This window comes from Pandoraea sp. E26, assembly GCF_000681415.1.
In the GTDB taxonomy this organism is placed as follows: Bacteria; Pseudomonadota; Gammaproteobacteria; order Burkholderiales; family Burkholderiaceae; genus Pandoraea; species Pandoraea pnomenusa.
In genome coordinates this window covers 148,546-170,805 of sequence record NZ_AYXJ01000014.1, presented here as the reverse complement: position 1 = coordinate 170,805, position 22,260 = coordinate 148,546, and the positions used below count along the sequence as shown (strand labels likewise).

General features: G+C 66.1%; 19 protein-coding genes. 9 read left to right on the top strand and 10 right to left on the bottom strand.

All coding sequences use genetic code 11. The features are described 5' to 3' along the window. Positions 1-37: 37 nt before the first annotated feature. Entirely contained in the window at positions 38-688 is a 651-nt protein-coding gene (locus tag W930_RS0110795) for a CoA transferase subunit B (protein WP_023597624.1), read from the bottom strand. A 24-nt stretch (positions 689-712) separates the two neighbouring features. Continuing rightward, the gene (locus tag W930_RS0110790; protein WP_023597623.1) at positions 713-1,390 is read right to left on the bottom strand and encodes a 3-oxoacid CoA-transferase subunit A; all 678 of its coding nucleotides are present in this window, start codon (positions 1,388-1,390) and stop codon (positions 713-715) included. Positions 1,391-1,737: 347 nt separating this feature from the next. Here W930_RS0110790 and W930_RS0110780 point away from each other — a divergent pair, with 347 nt between their 5' ends. Beyond that, positions 1,738-2,538, top strand: a complete 801-nt coding sequence (locus W930_RS0110780) for an IclR family transcriptional regulator (RefSeq protein WP_023597622.1) — start codon at positions 1,738-1,740, stop codon at positions 2,536-2,538. A 120-nt stretch (positions 2,539-2,658) separates the two neighbouring features. Here the strand turns inward: W930_RS0110780 and W930_RS0110775 are convergent, their stop codons facing one another. The 3 genes from W930_RS0110775 to W930_RS0110765 all read right to left on the bottom strand — a co-directional run bounded on the left by W930_RS0110775 (position 2,659) and on the right by W930_RS0110765 (position 5,757). Beyond that, on the bottom strand, positions 2,659-2,877 hold the full coding sequence (locus W930_RS0110775; RefSeq protein ID WP_023597621.1) for a DUF2783 domain-containing protein: 219 nt from the start codon (positions 2,875-2,877) through the stop codon (positions 2,659-2,661). Between the two features lie 66 nt (positions 2,878-2,943). Further along, positions 2,944-4,677 carry an FAD-dependent oxidoreductase gene (locus W930_RS0110770; protein WP_023597620.1) on the bottom strand — a complete coding sequence of 578 codons (1,734 nt, stop codon included), beginning with the start codon at positions 4,675-4,677 and terminating at the stop codon, positions 2,944-2,946. A gap of 120 nt (positions 4,678-4,797) precedes the next feature. Next, positions 4,798-5,757 carry an MBL fold metallo-hydrolase gene (locus W930_RS0110765; protein ID WP_023597619.1) on the bottom strand — a complete coding sequence of 320 codons (960 nt, stop codon included), beginning with the start codon at positions 5,755-5,757 and terminating at the stop codon, positions 4,798-4,800. Positions 5,758-6,014: 257 nt separating this feature from the next. On the opposite strand from W930_RS0110765, the gene W930_RS0110760 reads away from it, so the two are divergent. The 5 genes from W930_RS0110760 (at position 6,015) to W930_RS0110740 (ending at position 11,222) form a co-directional block, all read left to right on the top strand. After that, positions 6,015-6,842 carry an IclR family transcriptional regulator gene (locus tag W930_RS0110760; protein WP_023597618.1) on the top strand — a complete coding sequence of 276 codons (828 nt, stop codon included), beginning with the start codon at positions 6,015-6,017 and terminating at the stop codon, positions 6,840-6,842. A gap of 41 nt (positions 6,843-6,883) precedes the next feature. Continuing rightward, positions 6,884-7,717, top strand: coding sequence for an IclR family transcriptional regulator (locus tag W930_RS0110755; protein ID WP_024788725.1), 834 nt, complete (start codon positions 6,884-6,886; stop codon positions 7,715-7,717). Positions 7,718-8,085: 368 nt separating this feature from the next. Then, on the top strand, positions 8,086-9,468 hold the full coding sequence (locus tag W930_RS26985) for a histidine-type phosphatase (RefSeq protein ID WP_024788726.1): 1,383 nt from the start codon (positions 8,086-8,088) through the stop codon (positions 9,466-9,468). 231 nt (positions 9,469-9,699) lie between these two features. Beyond that, complete coding sequence (locus tag W930_RS26980; RefSeq protein ID WP_023597615.1) at positions 9,700-10,737, top strand: alpha/beta hydrolase; 1,038 nt, start codon at positions 9,700-9,702, stop codon at positions 10,735-10,737. Next, the gene (locus tag W930_RS0110740; protein WP_023873071.1) at positions 10,734-11,222 is read left to right on the top strand and encodes a MarR family winged helix-turn-helix transcriptional regulator; all 489 of its coding nucleotides are present in this window, start codon (positions 10,734-10,736) and stop codon (positions 11,220-11,222) included. Before W930_RS26980 ends, W930_RS0110740 begins: the two co-directional genes overlap by 4 nt. Before the next feature lie 23 nt (positions 11,223-11,245). Here W930_RS0110740 and W930_RS0110735 read toward each other — a convergent pair whose 3' ends face one another. The 3 genes from W930_RS0110735 to W930_RS0110725 all read right to left on the bottom strand — a co-directional run bounded on the left by W930_RS0110735 (position 11,246) and on the right by W930_RS0110725 (position 15,197). Next, a complete protein-coding gene (locus W930_RS0110735) occupies positions 11,246-11,671 on the bottom strand; it encodes a hypothetical protein (protein WP_023873072.1) in 426 nt (141 codons plus the stop codon). A gap of 258 nt (positions 11,672-11,929) precedes the next feature. Then, positions 11,930-13,309: an MFS transporter gene (locus W930_RS0110730; protein WP_023873074.1), complete on the bottom strand. Its 1,380-nt coding sequence runs from the start codon at positions 13,307-13,309 to the stop codon at positions 11,930-11,932. A gap of 340 nt (positions 13,310-13,649) precedes the next feature. After that, positions 13,650-15,197 (bottom strand): glucan biosynthesis protein G, encoded by a 1,548-nt coding sequence (locus tag W930_RS0110725; RefSeq protein WP_028730977.1) that lies wholly within the window; start codon positions 15,195-15,197, stop codon positions 13,650-13,652. Positions 15,198-15,493: 296 nt separating this feature from the next. Between W930_RS0110725 and bglX the strand changes: the two genes are divergently transcribed. Beyond that, positions 15,494-17,821, top strand: a complete 2,328-nt coding sequence (gene bglX, locus W930_RS0110720) for a beta-glucosidase BglX (RefSeq protein WP_024788727.1) — start codon at positions 15,494-15,496, stop codon at positions 17,819-17,821. A 79-nt stretch (positions 17,822-17,900) separates the two neighbouring features. Here bglX and W930_RS0110715 read toward each other — a convergent pair whose 3' ends face one another. Next, positions 17,901-18,800, bottom strand: coding sequence for a LysR family transcriptional regulator (locus tag W930_RS0110715; RefSeq protein WP_023873077.1), 900 nt, complete (start codon positions 18,798-18,800; stop codon positions 17,901-17,903). 116 nt (positions 18,801-18,916) lie between these two features. Here W930_RS0110715 and W930_RS0110710 point away from each other — a divergent pair, with 116 nt between their 5' ends. Further along, complete coding sequence (locus W930_RS0110710) at positions 18,917-20,026, top strand: tartrate dehydrogenase (protein WP_023597608.1); 1,110 nt, start codon at positions 18,917-18,919, stop codon at positions 20,024-20,026. A 42-nt stretch (positions 20,027-20,068) separates the two neighbouring features. Here W930_RS0110710 and W930_RS0110705 read toward each other — a convergent pair whose 3' ends face one another. Beyond that, on the bottom strand, positions 20,069-20,992 hold the full coding sequence (locus W930_RS0110705) for a LysR family transcriptional regulator (protein WP_023597607.1): 924 nt from the start codon (positions 20,990-20,992) through the stop codon (positions 20,069-20,071). A gap of 157 nt (positions 20,993-21,149) precedes the next feature. On the opposite strand from W930_RS0110705, the gene W930_RS0110700 reads away from it, so the two are divergent. After that, positions 21,150-22,256 carry an NADH:flavin oxidoreductase/NADH oxidase gene (locus tag W930_RS0110700; protein ID WP_023873078.1) on the top strand — a complete coding sequence of 369 codons (1,107 nt, stop codon included), beginning with the start codon at positions 21,150-21,152 and terminating at the stop codon, positions 22,254-22,256. Positions 22,257-22,260 lie beyond the last annotated feature (4 nt).

Below are 22,260 nucleotides of genomic sequence, written 5' to 3'. Positions count from 1 at the left end.
TCGAAAGGATGGCCCGGCGAGGGTGTCGTGAGAAGTATCAGGCAACGGCCGGCGAGGGCAGCAGCGTCACACCGGTGATTCGCTGCAGCTCGTCGAAGGAGAGGCCCTCGACCATGTCGATGACGCGCAGGCCTTCGGGTGTCACGTCGATCACGGCGAGATCGGTATAGATGCGCGTGACGCAGCCCACCCCCGTGAGCGGATACGTGCACTGCTCGACGATCTTGCTCTCGCCCTGCTTCGTCTGGTGCTCCATCATGACGAACACCTGTTTGGCGCCGCTTGCGAGATCCATCGCACCGCCCACGGCGGGTATCGCATCGGGCGCGCCCGTATGCCAGTTGGCGAGATCGCCGGTCTTCGAGACCTGGAACGCACCCAGCACGCAGAAGTCGAGGTGTCCGCCTCGCATCATCGCGAACGAGTCCGCGTGGTGGAAGAACGCGCCGCCCGGCTTGAGCGTGACGGGTTGCTTGCCGGCGTTGATGAGGTCCTCGTCCTCTTCGCCCTTGGCCGGGGCGGGGCCCATGCCGATCACGCCGTTCTCGCTCTGGAGAATGATCTCCTTCTCAGCGGGCAGGTGGTTGGCGACGGCCGTCGGCAAGCCGATGCCGAGGTTCACGTAGGCGCCGTCGGGGATGTCCTGGGCGACGCGGGCGGCCATCTGGTCGCGGGTCAGTCGGTTCATGTCTTGCTCCGGTTCAGATGGGGATCAGGCGCGCGCGGCCGGCGGCACCGCCACCACGCGCTGCACGAAGATGCCGGGCGTCACCACGGCCTCCGGATCGAGCTCGCCGAGCTCGACGACTTCGCTCACCTGAACGATGGCGCATTTGGCCGCCGTGGCCATGATCGGGCCGAAATTGCGGGCGGTCTTGCGATACACGAGGTTGCCCCAGCGGTCGCCCTTGAGTGCCTTGATCAACGCGAAGTCGGCGTGAATCGGCAGCTCGAAAACATACGGCTTGCCGTCGATCACGCGCGTTTCCTTGCCTTCGGCGAGCAGCGTGCCGTAGCCGGTTGGCGTGAAGAAGCCGCCGATGCCGGCGCCCGCCGCGCGAATGCGCTCGGCCAGATTGCCTTGCGGCACCAGCTCGAGCTCGATCTTGCCTGCGCGATACAGCGCGTCGAAGACCTGCGAATCGGTCTGGCGCGGAAACGAGCAGATGATCTTGCGTACGCGTCCGGCCTTGAGCAGCGCGGCAAGACCGGTCTCGCCGTTGCCGGCGTTGTTGTTGACGATGGTCAGGTCGCGAGCGCCCTGTTCGATCAGCGCGTCGATGAGCGCCGAGGGCATGCCGGCATTGCCGAAGCCGCCAATCATGATCGTGGCGCCGTCGTGGACGTCGGCAACCGCGCTGGCGAGCGAGTCGTAAATCTTGTTGATCACACGTGCCTCCTGGGCAGTTCCATGGCCCGGCGGGTGAGGTTCGCGATACGCGTGATGCGCGCATCTTTCGCGTCGTTCGCGATGTGCCTCTTTCGCCCCGGCCCCGGTGGGGTGTCGCCCGACACGAACGTCTTGTCAGGCGGCATCGTCTGGGTCACAATGTTCTTATAGCGAACAAATATTCGCTATAAGAACAGCGTAAGCCTTCCATTGTCGGGCGTCAAGCGAGGGGATGCCCGGCGGGCCGACCCGAGGGCGTGTGCTGTACGGTAGAACCGGCGGCGCAAATCCATTACGCTTGCCGTTCACCGCCCGCCAGCCTTTCCAAACGGACTCCAGCATCTCCCATGACCTTTGTGCCGAACGACGCTCCCGAACCGACCGACAAGAAGCCCGGCGACTCCTACGTGCAGTCGTTCGCGCGCGGGCTGGCGGTGGTCAAGGCGTTCAATGCCGCGCGCCCGGCGCAAACGCTCTCGGAAGTCGCGCAGGCGTCGGGGCTCACGCGCGCGGGCGCGCGCCGCATTCTGCTCACGCTCGAAGCGCTCGGCTACGTGCGAAGCGAGGGTCGTCTGTTCCGCCTTACGCCTCGGATTCTCGACCTGGGGTTCTCCTATCTGACGTCGATGCCGCTGTGGAATCTGGCCGAGCCGTTCATGGAGGCGCTTGTCCAGCAGGTGCAGGAGAGCAGCTCGGCCTCGGTGCTCGACGGCGACGACATCGTCTACGTGCTTCGCGTGCCGGTGCGCAAGGTGATGTCGATCAACCTGTCGATCGGCAGCCGTCTGCCGGCCTGGTGCACGTCGATGGGACGCGTCATGCTCTCGGCGTTGCCGGACGACGAACTCGAGGCCGCCTTGCGGCGTGCCGACATTCGTGCGCACACGCGCCGCACGGTGACGGACATCGATGCATTGCGTGAACGGATTCTCGCCGTGCGTGCGCAAGGGTGGGCGTTGGTCGACCAGGAACTGGAGGAGGGGTTGATCTCGATTGCCGCACCGATTCGCAACCGGGCGGGTCAGGTGATTGCGGCGATGAATGTGAGCGGTCAGGCCAACCGGACGTCGGCGGCGGAGATGGAGAAGAAGTTTCTCGCGCCGTTGCAGCAGGCCGCGCAAAAGATCTCGCAGATGGTGGTCGTGTAACGCATTTTCCTGCGCTCGCGCGTCGCGCCGAGGCAGGAAAAACAACGGGGCGCCCGATGTCGGGGCGCCCCGTTTGACATGCGCGGGTGCGACGGCGCTCGCGCCGCGTGCGCGGCGTCGTCAGGCGGCTGGATTGGCGGCGCTGCCCAGCGCGCCCGCACGTGCCAGTCGGATGGCGGAGATCAGCGTCTCCTGGTCGCCGATCTGGTTGGCGAGCAGCAGAATCAGTTGCGCGTTGGCGGCCTGGCTCTGCGCGTCGTCGAGATCGCGATGCATGTCGATCAGGGCTTCATAGAAGTCGTCGGGATGCGTGAGGCGCGGTTGGGTATCGAGGGCCATGAATCTCTCCTTGCTGCGAATACGGTGTGATCTGAACGATGGCAAGCGCTGACCGAAGGCGCGGCATCAGGCCGCGCATTGCATTGGCGCGAGCTCCGGGGCCGTACGGCCGATGGCGCGTTCGCGCGCGGCGGCGATCGCTGCGGCGTCGACATTGCGCCAACGGGCGCACACATGCTGGTCCGGGCGAATCAGGTAGACCGTACCGGGCGCCGCATCGTAGCGCTGGGCGGCCAGCCCCTGGGCGTCGTGCCAGACACTGTATTCGTCGTGCGTGTCCTCGGCGGCTTCGGCGTCGGGCGTGACGAATACCGGCACGACCGGCACGCTGTCGCGGGCGAGCGCGTCCAACGCGGCGAGGGCGGACGCGTCGAGCGATGACGGCGCACCGAACACGAGCGCGACGAAGCGCCCGCCCAGGCGCGGCAGCAGCCAGCCGTCCCGCCCCTGACGCGAGAGCGGTGCATCGACGCAGGCCGTGCCCGGCACCATGCGTGCGGCGAACGCATCGCATTCGGCGGTGTTGAGCGTGGAGTCGTGCAACACGGCGGGCACCGACAGGCGACCGCTGTTGACCAACTGGCGCGCGAAGGCGTGATCGCGAGCGAGCGTGAGCACGGCGTCGCGGAATACCCGGGACACGGGACTCTTCGGTGTGATGAAATCGGTGGAGCGCGTCGAATTGCGAATGTTCTCGTCGGCCGCGTATTCCCGCTCGCGCGCGTAAGTGTCGAGCAGGGCATCGGGCGCGTGGCCGGCGAGCACCAGGGCGAGCTTCCATGCGAGATTCTCGGCATCCTGCACACCGCTGTTCGCGCCGCGCGCACCGAACGGCGACACCCCGTGCGCCGAGTCGCCGGCAAACAGCACATGGCCGTGACGGAAGTCGTCCATGCGCAGGCACGAGAACGTGTACACGCTGACCCACTCGAGCGTGAACTTGGCGTTCGGGCCGAGCAGCGCCTGCACGCGCGGGATCACCCGCTCGGGGGCCTTTTCCGCGACGGGATCGGCGTCCCAACCCAGTTGGAAGTCGATGCGCCAGACGTCGTCCGGCTGGCGATGCAGCAACACCGATTGATTCGGATGGAACGGCGGATCGAACCAGAACCAGCGCTCGGTCGGGAAGTCGGCCGTCATCTTCACGTCGGCGATGAGGAAGCGGTCCTTGAACGTGCGGCCGTGGCTGTCCACGCCGATGAGCTTGCGCACGGGACTGCGCGAGCCGTCGGCGGCGACCACGTAGCGCGCCGTCGTCCGGTATTCGCCGTCGGGCGTCTCGACCGTGAGCGTCACGCGCGCGTCAGGCGTGCCCGGCGTGCCTTGCTGCTCGAGACCGACGACCTTGTTCTTCCAGCGAATCTCGATGTTGGGCAACTCGCGCGCGCGATCGAACAGGTAACCCTCCACGTAATACTGCTGAAGGTTGATGAAGGCGGGACGATGGTGGCCGGCCTCGGGCAGCAGATCGAAGTTGTAGACCTCCTGATCGCGCAGGAACACACGACCGACGTTCCAGCGCACGCCCTTTTGCACCATGCGCTCGCCGCAGCCCAGACGATCGAAGATGTCGAGCGTGCGCTTGGCGAAACAGATGGCGCGCGAGCCGGTGGACAGCGTGCAGTCGTCGTCGAGGACGACCACGGACACGCCCTGCTGCGCGAGGTCGATGGCGGTGGCCAGCCCGATCGGGCCTGCGCCGACCACGATGACCGGATGCGTGACCTGCGCGCCGCTATTGCTCTGTTCCGCGCACGGGCGATAGTCGAACGTCAGGCGCTGGTAATCGATGCTGCTCATGCAATGTCTCCATCGTCGACACCGCGCCGGCGCTCGGGCGCCGGCGGGTTCCGTTTATTGTTATTGCGATTTGCAACGGGTGCCGCAATGACTGCCGCACCCGGGAACGACGTGTCGCGCTCAGTCCTGCAGCGCGGCCCACATTTCCTTGTCGCGCTGCGCCGTCCAGATGCGCGGGTGCGTAATGCCGCTGGCCTCGTCGAACGCGCGCGTCACGTCGAACGGCAGGCAGTGTTCGTAAATGAACACGTGGCCAAACTTCGGATCCATCTGGCTGCGCGTGAGTGCCATGGCGCCCTTCAGGTCGAGCTTCTGTTCGACGGCCTGTTTGCCCGCTTCGAACAGCGTCGTCACGAAGTCCTTGGTGTAGGCGAGGCCCTTGGCGACTTCGTCCGGCGTGGTCAGGGCGGGGCCGCGTCCGGGCACGAGCTTCTCCGCGCCCAGGGCCGCGAGCGCATCGAGCGTGGCAGGCCATTCGGCGAGCTGCGCGTCGCCGGTGTAGCAGGCGGCGTCGTACTCGACGAGGTCGCCCGAGAACAGCACTTTCTGCGACGGCAGCCACACCACGGTATCGCCCTTCGTGTGACCCGAGCCGAGGTGCGCGATCTTCACTTCGAGCTTGCCGAGGAACAGCGTGATTTCCTTGTCGAAGACGAGCGTCGGCCACGTGAGGCCGGGCACCGTTTCCACGCCGGCGAACAGACGCGGGAAGCGCTCGATCTCCGACTTCATGTCGGCCTCGCCGCGCTCGACGATCATCTCGTAGGTGCCGCGGCTCGCGATGATCTGCTGGGCGCCTTCGGCGAAGTAGGCGGACGCACCCAGCACGCGCACGGCGTGGTAGTGCGAGAGCACCACATACTTGATCGGCTTGTCGGTAATCGTGCGGATCTTCGCGATCAGGTCTTGCGCCATGGCCGGCGTAGCCGTGGTGTCGACAATCATCACACCGTCGTCGCCGATGATGACGCCGGAGTTCGGATCGCCCTCGGCGGTGTAGGCCCAGGCGTTTTCCGACAATTGGGTGAACGTGACCTTCTTGGCTTCCAGGTCGGCTTGCGAGGCGAATGCTTTGGCCATGCTTGTCTCTCTCTTTATCTCGTCTGCGGGGAAGGATGCTGCGGATGAAGGCATCTTACGAAACGCCTTAATTATTTGTCAATGACAAATCTTATTGTTATTTGCTAATGTTGCGACGGGATTGATCGACGCGTGTTTTGTGCGGGTCGAGGTGCCGGGTTTACCCTGCGGCAATACCGGGTTGGCGCAACCGGCGCGACGCCGACATGTTTAGAATCTAGGCCATTTTCATTGGGGAGCCTGTCTCCCGAAATCGCATGAACCGAATTCCGAAGGACGGCGCTGCCGACGTGGGTGGCCAACCGGGCCGGGCCTCGCGCGGCGTGCAGAGCGTGGATGTCGCCGCGCGTGTGCTCCAGGCGATGGCGCAGGCGCGCCGGCCGCTTGGGCCGGGGGACCTGGCCGCGCTCGCGGGACTGCCACCCGCCCAGGCGCATCCGTATCTGGTGAGTCTGACGCGGCTGGGCCTGCTCAAGCGCGACCCGATGTCGGGGGACTACGCGCCGGGCCCCATGACGTTGCGTCTTGCACTGCTGCATCTCGAAAACGATCCGGCATATCGGGCGGCAGTGCCGCGCGTCGTCGCGCTGGCGCGCGAGACCGGCTTCTGCGTGGCGATCTGCGCGCCGGCGCCGCAAGGCCCGCTCGTGGTTCATTTCGAGCGGGCGGCATTCCCGTTGCATGTGAACCTGCATGTGGGGTCGGTGATGTCGCTCACGACCACGTCGACCGGGCGCGCGTTCTGTGCCTTCACCCCCGACGCGCAATGGCCGCGGGCCTGGCGCGAACAGATGCCGGCTGTTGCCGACGAGCGTGCGCGATTCGACGCGTTGCTCGATGAAACGCGCAGGCACGGGATGGCGCGCAGCGTGAACACGCCGAGCCCGTCGGTGAGCAGTCTGTGCGCGCCGGTGTTCGATGCGAGCGGGCGCCTGCGCCTTGGGCTCACCGCCATCGGCCCGACGGCGGCGCTCGACGTGGCTTGGGAGGGCGAGGCCGCTACCGCGTTGCGAGCGACGGCGAGCGGCATCGCCGCGCAGGTGAATGCGGACGAAGGCCGCGGCAGGGAAGGAGAGCACGCATGAGCGCGACGCGACATCGCACCGAAGACGCGACGGCAGCCGGGATGATGCCGGACGACGCGGGCACCACGGCCAGGCCGCAGCGCGGCATACAGGCGCTCGAGAGTACCGGCGCATTGCTCGAGGCGCTGGTGAGCGCGGGGCGCTCGCTGCCATTGAACGCACTTGCGCGCGAAGCGGGCATGGCGCCGGCAAAGGCCCATCCCCACCTTGTGAGTCTCCAGCGCGCGGGCCTGCTCGCGCGCGACGCGAACGGCAATTTCGAGGCGGGTGTCCTCGGCCTGGAGCTTGGGCTGATGGCGCTGCAACGGCTTTCCCCGACGGGAGAGGCGGAGCCGGAAATCCTCGCGCTCGCGCAGGCGACCGGCCTCTCGGCGGCGATGTCGGTACTCGGCCCCGTGGGACCGACCGTGGTCCGCCTGGAGGAGGCGATGCGACCGCAGCACGTGAGTTTGCGCATCGGCACGGTGCTTTCGCTGGTGAACACCGCGATTGGACGCACGTTCGCCGCTTTCCTGCCCGAGGCGGTGCTGGACGGCATGCTCGCGCAGGAACCCGTGCGAATGGCTGGCATGGGGGCGGAAGGGCGCGCATCGACGCCGCCTTCGGACTATGCCGCCCGCCTTCGAACGATTCGCGAGCAGCAGTTCGACACGGCGCTGAGCAATCCCGTGCCCGGTATCGATACGGTGGCCGTGCCGGTGTTCGACCATACGGGGGAAGTCACGCTGGTGCTGGCGCTCATGGGGTCGGCGGGCAGCTTTGATACGGCGTCCGACGCCGCACCCGCGCAGGCGCTCGTGGCCGCGGCACACCGATTGTCGTGGCGCTTCGGCGCGATCGGTCGCGCACCGACGGCTGCCTCGCAAGCCGCATAAGTCGCATATGCCGCATAAGCTGCATGAGCTGCATGAGCTGCATGAGCTGCGCGATTACGGGCGTATCCGGGGCCGTGCACGCATGGACTCGCCGGTGCGCGCCGCGCGATGCGTTAGCGCCCTGGCGGCGCCTCGTCTTGGGGATGTCGGACGCGCACGGTAAGATGGATGTCGATGCCGTCTCCCGGCGTCTCCCGGCGTCTCCCGGCGTCCCCCGCCGTCTCCGTCACCCCGACCTGCCCATGACATTTGCCATGCTCCGCGTGATGACCTGTAGAACCGTTCGCTCCCGCATCGCCGCGCTCGCCATGCGAGCGTGCCTGACGCCTCTGTTGCCCGCGCAACACATTCGACCTGGGCGACGCGGCATGCGATGGCGGGCTTGCGCGGCGACGCTTGCCGTGGCCGGCGTACTGAGTGCTTGCACGACGGCCACGCCGCCCGCGCCGGGCGCGGCGAAGCCGCCGGAGTCGGCCGCGCGCATCGACGGCATGCCCGCCGACTGGACCCTGGTCTCGACGGTGATCGTGAGCCGGCACGGCGTGCGCTCGCCAACGCACGCGCATCCTCCGCTGGACAAACTGACGCCTGATGCCTGGCCGGGCTGGCCCGTGCCTGCCGGCTACCTGACGGCGCGCGGTGGCTCGCTGGCCGAGCGCATGGGTCGCTACTATGGCGACTGGTTGCGCGCACGTCGTGTGTTGCCCGACAACGCTTGCCCCGCACCGGGCACGGTGTACGGATGGGCGGACATCGACCAGCGCACGCGCGAGACGGGCAACGCGCTGCTGCAGGGCATGGCGCCGGGATGCGAGATGCGTACGGCGCACCAGGCGGATCTCACGACCTATGACGCGGTCTTCTCGCCGATGGCCGCGGGCGATTGCCCGCTGGATCCGGGGGCGGCGCGCGGCGCGATCGAGGCGCGGCTCGCACCCGACGGCGTTTCCGGGCTCAACAAGCGCTATGCCGCGACGCTCGCCCGCATGAGCGAAGTGCTCGACTACGGACGGAGTCCGGCGTGCGGTGCGCAAGGCGGATGCAAGCTCGAAGACGAGCCGACCCGGCTGCGCGTGGAGGGCGACGGCAGCGGCGTGACGCTGCGCGGCGCGCTGGGCAGTGCCGCGACGGCCGCGGAAGTCTTCCTGCTGCAATATGGGGAGGGCTTGCCCGACAACGACGTGGCGTGGGGACGGATTCGCGACGAAAAGGACTGGGCGCTCCTGCTTGAAGCCCGCAATGCACGACGGGACCTGCTCAATCGCACGCCTTATCTCGCGGCGACCAACGGCACGCCGTTGCTTGCCGTGGTACTCGACGCCCTGACGCGCGCCGAGCAGCAAACGGGGGCGCCGCCGCCCGCGCCGGTCCGTGGACCGGTGTTGCCGGTGGGCAATCGCGTCTACGTGCTCACCGGTCATGACACGAACGTCGCCAATCTGGCTGGCATGCTCAAGCTCGACTGGCAGTTGCCCGATCAGCCCGACAACACGCCGCCCGACGGCGCGCTCGTCTTCAGTCTGTGGCGTAGCCCGGCGGGCGAGCCGTTCGTGCGGGTCGAGTTCGTCTACCAGTCGATGCATCAGATGCGCCATCTCACCACGCTCTCGCTCGACGAGCCCGCCCGGCGCGTGACGCTTTCCGTTCCCGAATGCACTGACGGTCCGGATGCCAAAGCCTGCCGCTGGCCTGCTTTCGCGCGGCGCGCGCGGGCGGCCCTCTTGCCGGCGTGTCTGGACGGTGTTCGATAGGCATCAGGCCTCGAACGCGAACCCATGCGTGGCGCGCCGGGACGGGTCGACCCGCCCTGAGCGCCACGCCATCCACCCTCGCTTCCCCGCGCTCGTAGCGCGCCTCTAATTTATTTCGTGCGCGAAATAAATTTGCGAATATACTTCGCGTACGAAATAAATTCCGAAACTGTCTAACCGACAGGTGCCGTGCATCTTCCTTTGGGAGGGCGAGCGCCGGGGAGTTGTGTCATGTCGTCGTTTGCCGTCGAAATTCCAGCGGTCGACGGGTATCCGCTGGGGGGCCACGTCTGGTATCCCGAATCGTTACCAGCCCTTGGCGTCGTGCTCGTGCATCCGGCTACCGCCGTTCCCGAGCGCCTCTACTTCGCGTTCGCGCAACACATCGCGCGGCGGGGCCTGATCGCCGTCACTTACAGTTATCGTGGCGTCGACGGATCGCGACCGCCCAGACTGCGCGGCTTTCGGGCGCGTATGCGCGATTGGGCCGATCTGGACGTGGAAGGCGTGACACGCTGGGCGACATCGGCCTATCCGTCGTTGCCTTGCTACGCGGTCGGCCATAGTTTCGGCGGCCACGCGATCGGGTTGTGCGAGAGTTCGAACCGGCTGGTCGCCGCGGTACAGGTCGCGTCGCATGTCGGGGCGATGCGCGTGGTGAGTCATCGCCCCGAGCGACGACGCATCACGCTCCTGATGCACTGGATCGCGCCACTGCTCGCACGCCTTGCCGGGTACATGCCGGGCAGCAAGTTGGGTATCGGTGAGGACCTGCCCGCAGGGGTTCTGCTCGAGTGGAGTCGCTGGACCCGCCTGCCGAACTATTTTTTCGACGACCCGACGTTAGACGCGGATGCGCGCTTTGCTCGCGTGCGCACGCCGATCCTGTCGCTCGGTTTCGACGACGATCTCTGGGCCACGCCGATGGGCATCGAACTGCTGGTGTCGCGGTTCCGGAATGCGCCCGTGACGCGCCGCGAAATCTCGGCGGTTCGTTCGGATTCCGGATCGATCGGGCATATGGGATACTTCAGGCAACATTCCGGCGGGTTCCTTTGGCCCGAAACCATCGACTGGTTGTTGTCGGCGGGGTCGGCGCAAACCCGGGTGAGCCCACCCCACGCCGGCATGCCGGGGACTTCGTGGTCACCCACGTCGGCCGACCCGGCTGCGGCGATGCGACCTGCCGCCACAATGAAATCACCACGATCCGACCAGACCGAATGCCAAAACGCCAACCTTCCGCCGCCCCTGCTGAGCGCGCCATGAGCGCCGTGAGCGCCGTGAGCGCCGGAGATCCCGGCAAGGGCAAAGTCAGTGAGGAGGCTGCCGATCGCCGGCTGTACTTCCTGCTCACCGTTGGTCAGCGCCGCGTGCAACGGTGGATCGATGCCCGCGCAGGCGACTCGGCAAGCGTGAGCGCCGCGCAGGCAGGCGTGCTGTTCTACCTGCTGCGTCACGAAGATGCCCTGGTGGGGGAAGTGGGGGCGGCATTGCAACTGTCGCCGTCGTCGATGACGGGGCTGGCCAATCGCATGGTCGGCGCCGGGCTGCTGGCGCGACGCGCCGACGCGGAGGACGGGCGTGCCACCCGATTGCGGATCACGGCAGCGGGGCACAAGGCGGTGGCCCGCGCCCGCGACATTCTCGCCGAGCTCAACGCGTTGCTGCACGACGACTTCACCGAAGCCGAATTGAAAATCGTCGCGCGCTGGCTCTCCAACTTGCAGAACCGCTTCCCGGCCGATCTCTGAATCGACCTGGCGCGGGGTGGCGCTCAGTGAATCGCCAGTGCGTTGGCCTGAGCGTTGGCGACGCCTGCCACCACGTTCACCCCGATATTGCCCGATGCGCCCATCAACGCGCGCTCGCCGAGCGATGCGCTGGTCGCGCCCGTCACGCTCGCCGCGTTGCGAATCGTCTGACGGGTGTCGACGCTCACATGCGATGCGGTTGCCAGCACGAGCTGGTTCGACTGCATATTGAGCGCACCGGCGGCCACGTTCGCACCGAAGTTGCCGTGGGCATTGCGCAAGGCGTCGTTGCCGAGGGTGGCGACGGGCGCGCCGCCGAACACGGCGGTGCTGGTCGCGACTTGACGGGTGGAGAGTCGAACGACGGTGGCGTCATTCGGTTGGCCGGCGAAGGCCGATGCGCTGACGGCAGCCAGCACGAGAGAACTCAGCAGAGCAATGCGCGGCATAGGGGAGGATCTCCAGACGGTCCGTTGGGACGGATATCTGGTTAACGGCGCCTGAGGCGCTCGGGTTGAATGATTTTTCGTGTGTCGCGCACGCATCAGGCGATGTCGGTCTGCCCCCGCCCCGACGCATCGCTTCACCGAAAGCCGCCGTCTTTCCCATGACGGCCGCGGCGCGAATTCTCTCACGGCGGCGCCCCCTTTGCGCCGCCGTGCGATCGCTACTGCGCTTACGGATTCAGACGGTCTTGACGCGCGAGATCACGCCGGTTCTCCCGCGCCATTGGCGAATTGCGCCGGGGTGTCGCGTGATTGCGCCGCTGCCTGCTGCTGTACCGTGGCCGACTTCTTGTGGTCGATGAGCAACACGGCGATCACGGCGACGACCGCCGGAATGGCGATCGCCATAAAGTTTTGCTGCAACGGCAGCGACATGCTCACCAGCACACCGATCACGATGGGCGCAAGAATGGCGCCGCTGCGTCCCACGCCCGAGGCCCAGCCGATGCCGGTGCCGCGCGCGGCCATCGGATAGAACTGACCGGCGTAGGCATAGGTGACGATCTGCGTGCCGATGGTCGATGCCCCGGCCAGCCCGACCAGCACGAACAGCACCGGTGTGGGCACCTTCACCCCAAGCAGGGTGATCGACACGGCAGCGAGGGCGTACATGCCGACGAGCACGTATTTGATGTTGAAGCGGTCGGCGAGCCACCCACCGCCAATGGCACCGAGCATCGCGCCGAAGTTCAGTACCAGCACGAAGGTGAGTGCGGAGCCGAGACTGTAGCCCGCGCTCGCCATGAGCTTGGTGAGCCACGAACTGAGCGCATACACCATGAACAGGCACATGAAGAAGGCCACCCACAGCATGACCGTGCTGAAGCCGCGGCCGTCCTGGAACAGGCGTGAAAGCGGCGCGGCCTGTTTGCGGTCCGTTGCGGGCAGGGCGAACTGGTCGCCGGGCTGCGCGGCGTAGGTGGGTGCGAGTCGGGCGAGCACCTGCTTAAGGGCGTCGTGGCGACCGGTGCGAATCAGGAACGGCATCGACTCCGGTAACGCCTTCATCGCAAACGGCACGAGCAGTGCCGGCAATGCGGCCGCGAAGAAGACGGATTGCCATCCGTACGACTCGATCAATCCCTTGCCCAGCAGTGCGGCGAGCATGCCGCCGACCGAATAGCCCGAGAACATCAGCGTGACGAGCGTGCCGCGCAGCTTGCGCGGCGAGTACTCCGTCATCTGGGCGACCACGATCGGCATCACGCCGCCGATGCCGACACCGGCGAAAAAACGGGTGACGGAGAAGCTGATTGGCTCGTGTGTGAGGCCGGCCGCCGCAGTGAAGAGCGAGAACATCAGCACGCAGATCGCAATGGCTTTGCGTCGCCCGATGCTGTCCGCGACCATGCCCATGACGATGGCACCGAACATCATGCCGAACAGCGCCGAGCTGACCATGAAGCCGGCACTCGTGGCGTCGACGTTCATCGCCTTCATGATCGACGGCAAGGCAATGCCAGCGACCGCGAGGTCATAGCCGTCAAAGATGATGATGAGCGCGCACCAGAGCAGAATGCGGCCGTGATAGCCGTTGAAGCGCGCTTCGTCGGCCAGATGATGTACGTCGATGTGTCGCATGCGGAGTCTCCATAACGTATCCGCCCTCCGTCGAAACGCGGAGAGTCTTGGGATGTCTTGACCGACACCGGCGGCACTTGGCCGAGCCTCACGGGCGGGCTCTGCGGCCGCGTCCCATGAAACCCACCTCCGCTTTCCGGTTGGAAGGGGGTTATTTATGCAATATTGTGCATGCAGTAAACGCGAAATGATCGTCGACTGCAAGCGCAAATTGCGGGTGCTAGGGTTTTACATGAGAAAACACGTCACGTAAGTGACTGTTTAATTGGGGGGATTCCGGCGTGAGGAAGAGGGTGTGCGGCGACCGAACGCCGCCGCACGCTTCAGGCAGGGGTGCAACTTATTGCTTGGCAACCGAATAGGGCGGGAGTTGATAACTCCATGTCTCGCTGACGGCCTTGCCGCCGGAGATCAGTGCGGCACGCAACTCGGTGACCTTGGCCGGATCCTTGACCATCACGCGCAGGTTCAGGCGCAGGCCGTGTGTCACGGGGTTGGGCTGCAGCGTCTGCTCGAGGATCGTGGCGTTGTCGCTCACGCTCACCTGGGGGGTGACCGATCCGGCCGGCAGCGACGCCAGCGGACCGCCGTCGAAGTCCACGATGAGGCCGGTGCTGCCGTCAAAGTGTCGGATGAGATTGGCTTGCGTAATCTCGCCGGCGGTGCGCAGCGTCTGCTTCACCCATGCCAGTTGTCGGTCGATGATGCCGCGCTCGTTCATGGTCCAGCGAATCGAATAGTCGGCCTTGAGCGGCGTGCCCTTGGGCGGCAACTGATCGGGCGTCCAGAACGCGGCGATGTTGTCGTTGGTTTCGTCGGGCGACGGAATCTCCACGAGTTCGACGTGCCCCTTGCCCCAGTCGCCTTGCGGCTCGATCCACGCGCTCGGGCGCAGGTCGTAGCGGTCCTTCAGGTCTTCGAATTTCGAGAAGTCGCGTCCGCGCTGGAGCAGGCCGAAGCCGCGCGGATTCGTCACCTGGAACTGGCTGATGGCGAGATTGCGCGGATTGTTCAGCGGGCGCCAGATCCATTCGCCGTTGCCCGCGTGAATCGCCAGGCCGTTCGAGTCGTGCAGCGCCGGACGGAAGTTGTAAGGATCGCGCTGCTGGTTCGGTCCGAAGAGGAACATGCTGGTGAGCGGTGCGATGCCCAGCTTGGTCACCTTGTCGCGCATGAACACGCGCGCCTGCACTTGCAGCACCGAGTCCTCGCCGGGCGTGAGATCGAAGCGATAGGCGCCCGTGGCGCGCTTCGAGTCGAGCAGGGCGTAGAAGACCAGGTGTTTGTCGCCCGCGTTCGGGCGTTCGATCCAGAACTCGCGAAACGCCGGGAATTCCTCCGCGATCGGCAGGCCCGTGTCGATCGCCAGGCCGCGCGCCGACAGACCGTAGACCTGGCCCTTGCCGATCACGCGGAAGTAGCTCGCGCCAAGCACACTCATGATTTCGTCGAGCTTGCCGGGTTCGTTGATCGGATACAGCACGCGAAAGCCGGCATAGCCGAGATTCTGCGTGGCACTGCGGTCGAGCTTGAGGTCGCCGAAGTCGAAGCGATGACTGTCGTACTTGATTTCGTCGATTTTCGCGTTGCCGCCGCTGCCGACGATTTCGTTGATCTTCACGGGCGTGCTGAACTGCATGCCCTGATGATAGAAGCCGAGCTTGAACGCCGTGGGCTGATCGTTCCATTCGAACGCGTCGCGCCGCGGCTGGATCTTGATGTAATCCCCAAACTGCATCTTCGCGAAGGCGGGGGTGAGGTTGCTCACCGGCGCGGCGTAGGGTTTGTCGGCGAGCGCCCTGGCGCGAGCGGTGACGTCGTCCAGGGAAAAGGCGTTGGCATGCGCGGCGCCCAGCAGGGCGACGCCCGCCACGAGTGCGGGGGCCAGGGCGCGCACGCGTCGATGCCACGATGCAGCGAGAGGAGCAACTGAAAGCGAAACCACAAATCTCTCCAAAAATGAGGGGACGCAGCAGGTTTGAGATACGGTTTGTTGCACTTTTGGCGCGCGAATTCCGCAAGCGCCCCCGACGCATTGTGGCAAAGTATCGCATTTCGCGTCGTTCACCTGGCGAATGCCCGCGTGCTCGGCACCAATCGACATGACGGCGGGGCAGGCCGGTTGAAACAAGCCGTATTTTCCATGCCCGTCGTCGCGCCACATTGGATCGCTATCCCATGAGAATGTTCTCTGCACTGGCCGTCGCCGCCAGCCTCGCTTGTCTGAGCGCCGCTTCGGCCTTCGCCGCCACCGATGGCGCGGGCAACGGCAAACCGGCCGTGGCCATGCCCTCCGCATCCGCCAAGCAGGCCTTCATCGACAACCTCATCCGGCGCATGACGCTCGACGAGAAGATCGGGCAACTGCGATTGATCAGCATCGGGGCCGACATGCCGGCGCCGAAGCTCATGGAGGAGATCGCCGCGGGCCGTGTGGGGGGAACCTTCAACTCGGTCACGCGGGCCGACAACCGTCCGCTGCAGGACGCTGCCGTCAAGCGCAGCCGCCTGAAGATTCCGATCTTCTTCGCCTACGACATCGTGCACGGTCACCGCACCGTGTTCCCGATCAGCCTGGGCCTGGCGTCGAGCTGGGACATGTCGGTCGTGAAACAGGCCGCCCGAGTGGCCGCCGAGGAAGCCAGCGCCGACGGCCTGGACGCCACGTTCGCACCGATGGTGGACATCTCGCGCGATCCGCGCTGGGGGCGTACGTCGGAGGGGTTTGGTGAGGACCCCTATCTGGTTTCGCAGAGCGCTCGCGCCAGCGTGCAGGGATTTCAGGGCTCGTCGCCGGCCAACCCCGACAGCCTGATGGCGTTCGTGAAGCACTTTGCGCTATACGGCGCCGTGGAGGGCGGGCGCGATTACAACGTGGTCGACATGAGTCCGATGCGCATGTACCAGGACTACCTGCCACCGTATCGCGCCGGGATCGACGCCGGTGCGGGGGGCGTGATGATCGCGCTCAATTCGATCAACGGCACGCCGGCCACGTCCAACAAATGGTTGCTGCGCGATCTGCTGCGCGGCGAATGGGGATTCAAGGGCGTGACGGTGAGCGACCACGGCGCGATCGAGGAACTGATGCGTCATGGCGTGGCCAGGGACGGTCGCGAGGCGGCGAAGCTGGCCATCGAGGCGGGCGTGGACATGAGCATGGCCGACGTGCAGTACCTCAAGCAGTTGCCGGATCTCGTGAAGTCGGGCGAGGTGCCGATGCGCGACATCGACGGCGCCGTGCGGGAGGTGCTCGGCGCGAAGTACGACATGGGGCTGTTCGCCGACCCGTATCGCCGCATCGGCGCCGCCGCGCAAGACCCGAAGGATGTGAATGCCGAGAGTCGTCTGCATCGCGATGCCGCGCGCGACGCCGCGCGCAAGTCCATCGTGCTGCTCGAAAACCGGCACGACACGCTGCCGCTCGCGAAGACGGGCAAGGTCGCCGTGATCGGTCCGCTGGCGGACGCGAAGATCGACATCATGGGCAGCTGGTCGGCTGCGGGCGTGGCGGGGCAGGCGGTCACCCTGCTGCAAGGCGTGCGCGACGCGCTCGGCGCGAATGCTCATGTCACGTACGCGCGCGGCGCGAACATTACCGACGACCCGCGCGTGGTCGAGTACCTCAACTTCCTCGACTGGGACAATCCGGAGGTCGTGCAGGACAAGCGCACCCCGCAGCAGATGATCGACGAGGCGGTGCAGGTCGCCAGGGGCGCCGACACGCTCGTGGTTGCCGTGGGCGAGTCGCGTGGCATGTCGCACGAGGCGTCGAGCCGCACGAGCCTGTCGCTGCCGGGCAGCCAACTGGCGCTGCTGCAGGCGCTCAAGGCCACCGGCAAGCCGCTGGTCGTGGTGCTCATGAACGGTCGCCCGCTCGATCTGAACTGGCCCAAGGCCAACGCCGACGCCATGCTCGAGACCTGGTACACCGGCACGGAAGGCGGCCATGCGATCGCGGACGTGCTGTTTGGCGACTACAACCCGTCGGGCAAGTTGCCGATCTCGTTTCCGCGCTCCATCGGCCAGATTCCCACGTACTACAACCAGTTGCGCATCGGCCGTCCGTTCACGCCGGGCAAACCGCCGAACTACACCTCGCAATATTTCGAAGAGGACTCCGGCCCGTTGTATGCGTTCGGTTACGGCCTGAGCTACACCACATTCGACGTCTCGAAGGTCAACCTGTCGGCCGGCACGCTCGCACGCGGCGGCAAGCTCGATGCGAGCGTGATCGTGCGCAACACCGGCAAGCGCGAGGGGGAAACCGTGGTGCAGTTGTATTTGCAGGACGTGGCGGCCTCGATCGTTCGGCCGGTCAAGGAACTCAAGGGTTTCCGGAAGATTGCGCTCAAACCGGGCGAGTCGCGCACCGTGCACTTCACCATCGACGAGGGCCTGCTGAAGTTCTACAACGCCAAGCTGCAATACGTGGCCGAACCCGGCGATTTCAACGTGCAGATCGGACTCGACTCGCAGAACGTCGGCCAGGCGACGTTCACGCTGAAGTAAGCGGCAAGCGTTTTCGCCGCGATCCCCACGGCGCTCGCGGCGAAATCGAGCATGGCGCGCCCCTGTGCCATCGGCCGCGTCACGCCTGCGTTCGGAATTCCCCCGCGAGGAATTCCACGCAGGCGCGCACCTTCGCCGATGCCGCCACGCGAGACGGGTACACCGCCCAGACGTTGGCCGGCTGGGTGACGTCGGGCAACACCTGTATCAGGTCTCCGCGCGCGATCAGCGCGCCCACATCCCACATCGAGCGCAACACGATGCCCTGCCCGTCGAGCGCCCACTGCACGGCCACTTCCCCGTGATTGGTCGACAGCGGCCCCGTCACCTTGAGCGAGACGGCCTCGCCGCGCTGTTGCAGGCGCCACATGCCGAACGGGTGATCGCGTTCCTTGATGACGATGCACGCATGCCCCGCGAGATCGCTCAACTGACGCGGCGTGCCGTGCGCGTCGAGATACGCCGCCGACGCGCAGAGTACGCGATGGTTGTCGGCAAGCTTGCGTGCAATCAGATGCGGCGCGATGTCGTCGCCGATGCGCACGTCGAGGTCGTAGCCCTCGGCCACCACGTCGACGATCCGGTCGAACAGATCGAGCCGCACGTTGAGCTGCGGATGCAGCGCGCGCAGGCGCGACATGGCCGGCGCCACCACGTGCCGCCCGAATCCGAAGCTGCTCGACACGCGCAACGTGCCGCGCGGCAACTGCCGCGTACTGGAGACGTCTTCGATCAGATGGTTCACGTCGTCGAGGATTTTCTCCGCCCAGGCGTAGACGCGCTCCCCCGCGTCGGTGATGGCCACGCGGCGGGTCGAGCGATGCAGCAGCCGCGTGCCGAGATCGGCCTCGAGCATGCCGACGCGCTTGCTCACATACGCGGGCGAGACCCCCAGTGCCTCGGCCGCCGCCGAAAAGCTGGCGCGGCGCGCCACCTGGCAAAACACGCGCAGGTCGTCGAGATTCGGATTGACGGGCAGGGGTTTGTTCACGATTCGTGGATAGTCGATTAACCAAATAGGGGATTTTATCCGTGATGGAATGGAATAACCTAGGGGCACGATTGGCAATGCCCCCAAACCAGGAGAGACTCACCATGACCGACACGTCCCAGCGCCCTCAGCGTCCGTTCAAGATCGCCGTGATTCCCGGCGACGGCATTGGCAAGGAGGTGATGCCCGAAGGCCTGCGGGTGCTCGACGCGGCCGGCAAGCGCTTCGGCATTCCCCTCGAGTACCGTCACATCGAATGGGCGAGCTGCGACTACTACGCCAAGCACGGCCAGATGATGCCGGATGACTGGAAGCAGCAGCTCGACGGCGTGGACGCGATTCTGTTCGGTGCCGTGGGTTGGCCCGAGACGGTGCCCGATCATATTTCGCTGTGGGGCTCGTTGCTGAAATTCCGTCGTGAGTTCGACCAGTACATCAATCTGCGTCCGGCGCGCCTGTTCGACGGCGTGCCGTCGCCGCTGGCGGGCCGCGCGGCGGGCGACATCGATTTCCTGATCGTGCGCGAGAACACGGAAGGCGAATACTCGTCGGTCGGCGGGGTGATGTTCGAGGGCACGGAGCGCGAGTTCGTCGTGCAGGAGTCGATTTTCACGCGTCACGGGACCGAGCGCGTGCTGAAATTCGCCTTCGACCTGGCGCAGCAGCGCGCGCGCAAGCACGTGACGGTGGCCACGAAGAGCAACGGCATTTCGATCTCGATGCCGTGGTGGGACAAGCGCGCCGCCGAGACGGCGGCGAAGTACCCGGACATCACCTGGGACAAGCAGCACATCGACATTCTGTGCGCGCGATTCGTGCTCAATCCGGATCGTTTCGACGTGGTGGTCGCGTCGAATCTGTTCGGCGACATCCTGTCGGACCTCGGCCCCGCGTGCACGGGCACGATCGGTATCGCGCCGTCGGGCAACCTGAATCCGGAAGGACGGTTTCCTTCATTGTTCGAGCCGGTGCACGGCTCGGCACCGGACATCGCGGGCAAGAACATCGCCAATCCGATCGGCATGATCTGGACCGCCGCGATGATGCTCGACTTCCTCGGCAAGGGGGAGGGGCGTGTCCGCGAAGCGCATGACGCGATCCTCGCGGCGATCACGCAGGTGATCAAGGACGGTCCGCGCACCGGCGACATGGGCGGGCGCGCGAACACGACCGAAGTGGGTCAGGCGATCGCCGCCGTGGTTGCCGGCAACTGAGCGCGATCGAGGCGAGCGAGGCGACGCAGGGGGAGGCGCGCCTCAGGCGCGGGCGCGTTGCAGCACGCGCTCGCCGCCGAACGCTCGCGGGCGCGGCGCGTCCACACGCTCGCGCAGCAGCGCAACGGCACGCTGCGCCCGAGCCGAGAGCGGCCATTCCGCGCGGTGAATCAACCACAGCGTATCGACCACCGGCGGGCCGCAGTCGACCACGCGAATCGCATCCTGCGACGCAAAGGCCTGTCGCGCGTATTGCGGAATGATGGTGAATCCGAGCCCGCGTGCGACGTATTCGAGCACCAGACTGATCTGATTCGTACACCCCTTGCCCGGGAGACTGCGCACGCCCGGATTGCCGGGAAACCGGCGGCTCAGCAGCCGCGTCGACATTGCTTCGCCGTCGGGATGGTCGATGAACCCGATGCGCTTCAGGTCCTCCCACCTGTGCACGTCTTCGCCTGCCGGCACCACAAGTTCGAGCGGCTCCTGCGTGAACGGGCTGGCGCTCAGCCGCGCGTCTTCAGGGCGCAATGTCACGAGGCCAAGCTCGAAGTGATTCTGCAACACGCCTTCGAGCACCTCGCGATCGGGCGCGAAGCGATGCTTCACGACCATGGCCGGATTGGCCTGCTGCATGTCGAGCAGAATGGGGCACAGGTACAGGCCGATGCTGCCGGGCGTGATGAGCGTCACCTCGCCGCACTCGTCGTCGGCATCGTCCAGTCGCGAGCGCAGATGCCGCGCCGCACATTCCACTTCGCGGCAGTACGTGAGCAGCGCCTGCCCCCCGGGCGTGAGCTCGATGGCGCGCGGCCGACGCACCAGCAACGGACCGAACTCCTCCTCCAGATGCTTGACGTGCTGACTCACGGCAGCCTGCGTGAGGCCCAGGCGATCGGCCGTTCGGGTGAAGTTGCCGAGCTCCGCGAGTGTGGCGAACGATTTGAGCCACTGAGGATTGACCATAACGAATTGTTATCAAATTGATAATGTGCGGATGGTTTTTATTATAGCGATATGCGGCTACCATGGCTTGCGTCGACCCTGTCCGGTCGAGGCGCCGCCGGAGCCGAGGGCTTGCCGCGGCGAGCGCCGCATTCACTGACACCACCGAGATTTCTTCATGTCCGCCTTGTTTTCCCCCTTTGAACTGAAACGCGTCAAGCTGCGCAACCGCGTGGCGATTCCCCCCATGTGCCAGTACAGCGCCGTCGACGGCGTGACCAACGACTGGCATCTCGCCCACTACAGCGGGCTCGCGCGCGGTGGCGCCGGGCTGGTCATCGTCGAGGCGACCGCCGTCTCGCCGGAGGGGCGCATTTCGCCGGGATGCACCGGTCTGTGGAACGACGTGCAGGCGGCCGGCATGGCGCGCATCGCATCGGCCATCAAGGCGCATGGCGCCGTGCCCGGCATTCAGATCGCCCATGCGGGACGCAAGGCGAGCGCCAACCGTCCGTGGGAGGGCGACGACCATATCGCCGAGGACGATCCGCGCGGTTGGCCGACGATTTCGCCGTCGGCCGTGGCGTTCGGCAAACACCTGGGCAAGATGCCCAGGGCCATGACGCTCGACGACATCGCTCGCGTGAAGGCCGACTTCGTGGCGGCGGCGCGTCGTGCGCTGGCCGCCGGTTTCGAGTGGCTGGAGTTGCACTTCGCCCACGGCTATCTGGCGCAGAGCTTCTTCTCGGTGCATGCGAATCACCGCGAGGACGCCTACGGCGGGGACGCCGCAGGTCGTGGCCGCTTCCTGCTCGAGACGCTCGCGGCGGTACGCGAAGTGTGGCCCGAGCATCTGCCGCTGACCGCGCGTTTCGGTGTGATCGAGTACGACGGCCGTGACGAGCAGACTCTCGCCGAGTCGATTGCGCTGACGCGTCAGATGCGCGAGGGAGGCCTCGATCTGCTCAACGTGAGCGTGGGCTTTTCGACGCCTGACGCCAAGATTCCCTGGGGCTCCGCGTTTCTCGCGCCGATCGCCGAGCGTGTGAAGCGCGAGGCCGGCATTGCCGTGGCGTCGTCGTGGGGGATCGACGATCCGCACGCGGCCGAGCGCGTGGTGGCGGACGGCCAGATGGACCTCGTAATGGTCGGACGTGCGCTGCTCGCCAATCCGCACTGGCCGTATCACGCCGCGCTCGAACTCGATGTGGCGCGTCCGTCGTGGGTGCTGCCGGCGCCTTACGCGCACTGGCTCGAACGTTACCAGGTGCAGCGCGCCGCCTGAGCGG